The sequence below is a fragment of the Pseudovibrio sp. W74 genome, assembly GCF_001623085.1.
Taxonomy (GTDB): Bacteria; Pseudomonadota; Alphaproteobacteria; order Rhizobiales; family Stappiaceae; genus Pseudovibrio.
Map to the genome: position 1 here is coordinate 23,817 of NZ_LMCJ01000048.1, position 5,814 is coordinate 29,630.

Genomic DNA, 5,814 nt, shown 5'->3' on the forward strand with positions numbered 1-5,814 from the left:
TAAACAATCCTCTGATTGGTGTGACTGAAGTATGCTTCGTCTCATATTAAAAAAACTGGGTTTGCTCATCCCGACCTTTATCGGGGTTACTCTGACCTCGTTCTTCTTCATTCGCCTGCTGCCAGGCGATCCAATTCTGCTTTTGGCTGGCGAACGCGGTGTGAGCCCTGAGCGCTATCAGGAACTTATGGTGCAGTTCGGCTACAATGAACCGATCTGGCAACAGTATTTCACTTACTTGGGCAATTTGGTTCAAGGCGATCTTGGCGTATCTATTGTCACAAAACAGCCTGTTCTTCAGGAGTTTATGACGCTCTTCCCGGCAACGGTTGAGCTTGGCCTCTGTGCAATTCTGTTTGCAATCGTCGTCGGGCTTCCTGCTGGTATTATCGCAGCTGTAAAGCGCGGTAAGGCACTGGACCACACTGTTATGACAACAGCGTTGGCCGGTTATTCCATGCCAATCTTCTGGTGGGGCCTGCTGCTGATCATCTTCTTCTCCGGCATTTTGGGGTGGACACCTGTTTCAGGTCGTATCTCTCTGTTGTACTGGATTGAGCCTGTTACAGGCTTCATGTTGATCGACACATTGCTCTCAGATGAGCCTGGTGCATTCATCTCGGCTGTAAGTCATCTGATTCTCCCAACCGTCGTTCTGGGCACTATTCCACTGGCAGTTATTGCGCGTCAGACGCGCTCTGCCATGTTGGAAGTTCTGGATGAAGATTATGTGCGCACTGCACGTGCAAAGGGCCTCTCCAACTTCCGTGTGGTCGGCATTCACGCTCTGCGCAATGCGCTTATTCCGGTCATCACCATTATTGGTTTGCAGATTGGCGTGCTGTTTGGCGGTGCAATCCTGACAGAGAGCATCTTCTCCTGGCCGGGAATCGGCAAGTGGATGGTTGATAGTATTTTCCGTCGTGACTACCCGGTTGTGCAGGGCGGTCTTTTGATGATTGCTGCAATCGTCATGATCGTGAACCTGATTGTGGACCTGATGTACGGTCTGGTTAATCCGAAAATTCGGCATACGGAGTAAATCATGGCTGACGTGACACAAAATTCCGGACCGGATACCCGGTTTGAACTTATCGTCAATTTCTGGAGACATTTCCGCACCAACAAAGGGGCTGTTGCGGGTCTGATCTTCTTCCTGACGCTTGTTGTGATTGCTGTGGGAGCAGCTTTTATTGCACCTCATTCACCAATCGAACAGTATCGCGATGCGCTGCTCCTGCCACCAGCATGGCAGGAAGGTGGAAGCTGGTCCTACGTTCTTGGCACAGATGCTGTAGGGCGTGACCTGCTGTCTCGCCTGATTTACGGCAGCCAGTTCTCGCTCTTCATTGGTGTGGTGGTTGTATCTGTTGCGCTTGTTGTTGGTGTGTGTCTCGGTCTGGTGGCCGGTACGTTTGGTGGTTGGGTTGATACCATCATCATGCGTATCATGGACATCATTCTGGCATTTCCGTCCTTGCTGCTGGCCTTGGTGCTTGTTGCTATTCTCGGCCCATCGCTCCTCAACGCGATGATCGCGATCGCTATCGTGCAGCAGCCATACTATGTGCGTCTCACCCGAGCATCAGTGATGTCCGAAATGAGCCGTGAGTATGTGATGGCCGCGCGTGTTTCCGGTGTTGGTACTCTGCGTCTGATGTTCGTGACTGTGCTGCCAAACTGTATGGCTCCACTCATCGTGCAGGCAGCGCTTTCCTTCTCCACCGCGATCCTTGATGCAGCGGCTCTGGGCTTCCTCGGTATGGGTGCTCAGCCACCTCAGCCGGAATGGGGCACAATGCTTGCTGAATCTCGCGAGTTCATCCTGCGTGCGCCATGGGTTGTCACTTTCCCGGGTATTGCGATTTTAACCACAGTGCTGGCAATCAACTTGATCGGTGATGGCCTGCGTGACGCTCTCGATCCTAAACTGAAGAGGAGCTGACGATGGCCCTTCTTGAAATTGAAAACCTAACGGTTGAATTCGACACGGTTGATGGACGTTTCCGGGCTCTGGATGGCGTGAGCTATTCTGTTGACGCAGGTGAAGTTCTTGCTGTTGTGGGTGAAAGTGGATCTGGTAAATCTGTAGCCATGTTGGCTGTTATGGGCCTGCTGGCCAACAACGGTCATCTGTGGGCGGACAAGCTGGAGTTTGAAGGCTATGACCTTCTGACCATGTCTGCAAAAAAGCGCCGCGAGATCATTGGTAAAGATATTTCCATGATCTTCCAGGAGCCAATTGCAAGCTTGAACCCATGCTTCACTGTGGGCGCTCAGATTGATGAGACCCTCAAAGAGCACACCACGATGAGCCGTGGTGAACGCAAAACCCGTGCGATCGAGCTGCTCGACTCCGTCGGGATGCCTGAATCTGCGAAGGCGCTGAAAAAGTACCCACACCAGATGTCTGGTGGTCAGTGTCAGCGTGTGATGATTGCCATGGCAATTGCGTGTAAGCCAAAGCTGCTGATCGCGGATGAGCCAACAACTGCGCTCGACGTGACCATTCAAAAGCAGATCCTCGATCTGCTCCTTGATCTGCAGAAAGAAAGCGGCATGGGCCTGATCATGATCACTCATGATATGGCAGTGGTTGCTGAAACAGCTGACCGTGTGGTGGTTCAGTACAAAGGCAAGAAGATGGAAGAGTCAGATGTTCTCTCACTCTTTGAAAGCCCGAAGAGCCCGTACACCAAGGCTCTGCTTTCCGCGCTTCCAGAAAACGCAACAGGTGATCGTTTGCCAACGGTCTCTGATTTTCACCTCGGCGATGAAGGAGCTGCATAATGGCTGACGATATCATCCTCGAAGCGCGCAATCTGGTTCGCGAATATCGCACCAAAGAAGGTATCTTCGGAAAAGAGCATGTTAACCGTGCTCTGAAGGGCATCAGCTTTAGTCTGGAACGCGGCAAAACCCTTGCTGTGGTGGGAGAATCCGGTTGCGGTAAGTCCACACTTGCACGTATCCTGACGTTGATCGACCCGGCAACCTCAGGTGAGCTCCTCATTGAGGGCAAGCCGATCGACATCTCAAGGGAAAAGCTGTCCAAGGACATGCGTTCCAAGGTGCAGATCGTGTTCCAGAACCCGTATGGGTCTTTGAACCCGCGCCAGCGTGTTGGTGACGTTCTGACTGAACCTTTGATGATCAACACCACCATGTCTCCAGCCGAGCGCCGCGACAAGGCGATGGAAATGCTGGTCAAGGTCGGTCTTGGTCCTGAGCATTTCAACCGCTATCCGCACATGTTCTCTGGTGGTCAGCGTCAGCGTATTGCGATTGGTCGTGCACTGGTTCTCAACCCGTCACTCCTCATTCTTGATGAGCCTGTTTCAGCGTTGGATCTGTCCGTTCAGGCTCAGATCCTGAACTTGCTGGCAGATTTGCAGGATGAATTCAACCTGACTTACCTGTTCATTTCCCACGATTTGTCTGTAGTGCGCTACATCGCGGACAAGGTCATGGTGATGTATTATGGCGAAGTGGTTGAGTACGGCACGCGCGACGAAGTGTTTGGAAATCCTCAGCATGAGTATACACAGACACTGTTCAACGCGACGCCTCAGGCAGACATCGCTCACATCAAAGCGCGGCTTGCTGCTTCTCACTAAGCTGATTGTGTAGTTTGAAAAATAAAAGGGCGGTTCCCATCGGGGAGCCGCCCTTTGTCATTTCATTAACGATTTTCCCAATTCAGTGCAATGTTGAAACAATTTCTTTGAAAAATGCGCAATTAAGAGGAGATTTTACCGAGAATTACGTATAAGGTACTCCCGTTTGCAGCTGTTGCATATGGGGTGTGCTGGGGAGGACACGATGCAGCGGAGGGGGGCTTATTTTGTGCTCTATCCGCGCTATTTCTTCCTGAAATCATTCTGAACATGGCTTCTTCTTTGAGGAGAGGTTCGTAGGCTTGAGGTGAGCCTGCGGTGTGGCGCTGCAAAATCCTATGAGAAGAACTGCATCAAGCAGCTTCGATAAATGATCAAAGGCCTTGGCTTTTGCATTCACTTTAGGTGATTGGGGACACGAGAAATGAAAAAATCAATTCTTATGGGCAGTGTGTTGGCTGCAACAATGGCGTTTGCTGCACCAAGCATGGCCAAAACACTGGTATACTGCTCAGAAGGTTCTCCTGAGGGCTTCACACCAGCGCTCTACACAGCAGGCACAACATTTGATGCGTCTTCCCGCCAGATCTTCAACAAGCTGGTTGAATTTGAGCGCGGTACAACAAGCATTGCTCCAGCACTGGCTGAAAGCTGGGACGTATCTGAAGATGGTAAGGAATACACCTTCAAGCTGCGTAAGGGCGTAAAATTCCACACCACCAAAGACTTCACTCCAACGCGTGATTTCAACGCGGACGACGTGATCTTCTCCTTCGACCGTCAGGGCAACAAAGAAAACCCATACTTCAGCGTTTCCGGCGGTAACTACGAATACTTCAACGCAATGTCCATGCCTGATCTCATCAAAGAGATCGTGAAGGTAGACGACTACACTGTGAAGTTCGTTCTGACCCGTCCAGAAGCTCCAATGATCGCAAACCTTGCGATGGATTTTGCTTCCATTCACTCTGCTGAATACGCAGAGAAGATGATGGACAATCAGGATGCATTCGATCAGAACCCTGTTGGCACCGGCCCATTCCAGCTGGTTGGTTATCAGAAAGATGCGTTGATCCGCTATAAAGCAAACCCGGATTACTGGGCTGGCAAAGCACCAATCGACAATCTGGTATTCGCGATCACTCCTGATGCGTCCGTGCGCTATCAAAAGCTGAAAGCTGGCGAATGTCACGTAATGCCTTATCCAAACCCAGCTGACATTGCAGCAATGAAGGATGATCCATCGATCAACCTCATGCAGCAGGAAGGCCTGAACGTTGGGTATCTGGCTTACAACACCAAGGTTGCACCGTTTGACAACGTGAAGGTCCGTAAGGCTCTGAACATGGCTGTCAACAAGCAGGCAATTCTGGACGCAGTGTTCCAGGGTGCAGGTAAAGTGGCATCCAACCCAATCCCACCAACCATCTGGTCTTACAACGCTGACCTTCAGGATGATAAATACGATCCGGTTGCTGCAAAAGCAGCTCTGGAAGCGGAAGGCGTTAAAGATCTGAAGATGAAGATCTGGGCGATGCCTGTTCAGCGTCCTTACAACCCGAACGCACGTCGTATGGCTGAAGTTATGCAGGGCGACTTCGCAAAGGCTGGTGTTGACGTTGAGATCGTTTCCTACGAGTGGGGTGAGTACCTGAAGCGCTCTAAAGAGGTAGACCGTGACGGTGCTGTTCTGCTCGGCTGGACTGGTGACAATGGTGACCCGGACAACTTCCTCGCAGTTCTTCTTGGCTGTGACGGCGTTGGTGGTTCAAACCGCGCTCAGTGGTGTAACGCTGAGTTTGAAGACCTGATCCAGAAAGCGAAAGTAACTGCAGACGTTGCTGAGCGTACCAAGCTCTATGAGCAGGCACAGGTGGTCTTCAAGCGTGAAGCTCCATGGGCAACCATCGCTCACTCTGTTGTTTCTGAGCCAGTTTCTGTGAAGGTCGAAAACTACAAGATCGATCCATTCGGTGGTCACATCTTCTACGGCGTTGACCTTAAGTAATTCAGAGTTCTCTCTGGAATACGAAAAGCCCCGGCCATGTGCCGGGGCTTTTTTGTTTCTGTATGCGGCTGCGTAAAAACTTATCCCCCCAGCCTCAAACCGCGCCCATACTAATCCCATGCCTACGTAACGGGCTGCTGGCGGAGCGACCGTCAGTGTGTCGTAGGCTGGGTTGGGCTGTTGGAAGAC

The 5,814-nt window shown here is 51.3% G+C and carries 5 protein-coding genes; all 5 read left to right on the top strand.

Annotated features, from left to right (window positions below; translation table 11 throughout):
* Positions 1–31 precede the first annotated feature (31 nt).
* The 5 genes from PsW74_RS21405 to PsW74_RS21425 all read left to right on the top strand — a co-directional run bounded on the left by PsW74_RS21405 (position 32) and on the right by PsW74_RS21425 (position 5,625).
* On the top strand, positions 32–1,042 hold the full coding sequence (locus PsW74_RS21405) for an ABC transporter permease subunit (RefSeq protein ID WP_063288354.1): 1,011 nt from the start codon (positions 32–34) through the stop codon (positions 1,040–1,042).
* Between the two features lie 3 nt (positions 1,043–1,045).
* On the top strand, positions 1,046–1,945 hold the full coding sequence (locus PsW74_RS21410; protein ID WP_063288355.1) for an ABC transporter permease subunit: 900 nt from the start codon (positions 1,046–1,048) through the stop codon (positions 1,943–1,945).
* A gap of 2 nt (positions 1,946–1,947) precedes the next feature.
* A complete protein-coding gene (locus PsW74_RS21415; protein ID WP_063288356.1) occupies positions 1,948–2,790 on the top strand; it encodes an ABC transporter ATP-binding protein in 843 nt (280 codons plus the stop codon).
* Positions 2,790–3,617: a dipeptide ABC transporter ATP-binding protein gene (locus tag PsW74_RS21420; RefSeq protein WP_063288357.1), complete on the top strand. Its 828-nt coding sequence runs from the start codon at positions 2,790–2,792 to the stop codon at positions 3,615–3,617. The genes PsW74_RS21415 and PsW74_RS21420 overlap by 1 nt, the downstream gene beginning before the upstream one ends.
* A 424-nt stretch (positions 3,618–4,041) precedes the next feature.
* The gene (locus PsW74_RS21425) at positions 4,042–5,625 is read left to right on the top strand and encodes an ABC transporter substrate-binding protein (RefSeq protein ID WP_063288358.1); all 1,584 of its coding nucleotides are present in this window, start codon (positions 4,042–4,044) and stop codon (positions 5,623–5,625) included.
* The last annotated feature ends 189 nt before the right edge of the window (positions 5,626–5,814 follow it).

Coding starts and splice junctions, on each gene's coding strand:
- PsW74_RS21405 (WP_063288354.1), top strand. CDS start 32: ATGCTTCGTCTCATATTAAAAAAACTGGGTTTGCTCATCCCGACCTTT.
- PsW74_RS21425 (WP_063288358.1), top strand. CDS start 4,042: ATGAAAAAATCAATTCTTATGGGCAGTGTGTTGGCTGCAACAATGGCG.
- PsW74_RS21410 (WP_063288355.1), top strand. CDS start 1,046: ATGGCTGACGTGACACAAAATTCCGGACCGGATACCCGGTTTGAACTT.
- PsW74_RS21415 (WP_063288356.1), top strand. CDS start 1,948: ATGGCCCTTCTTGAAATTGAAAACCTAACGGTTGAATTCGACACGGTT.
- PsW74_RS21420 (WP_063288357.1), top strand. CDS start 2,790: ATGGCTGACGATATCATCCTCGAAGCGCGCAATCTGGTTCGCGAATAT.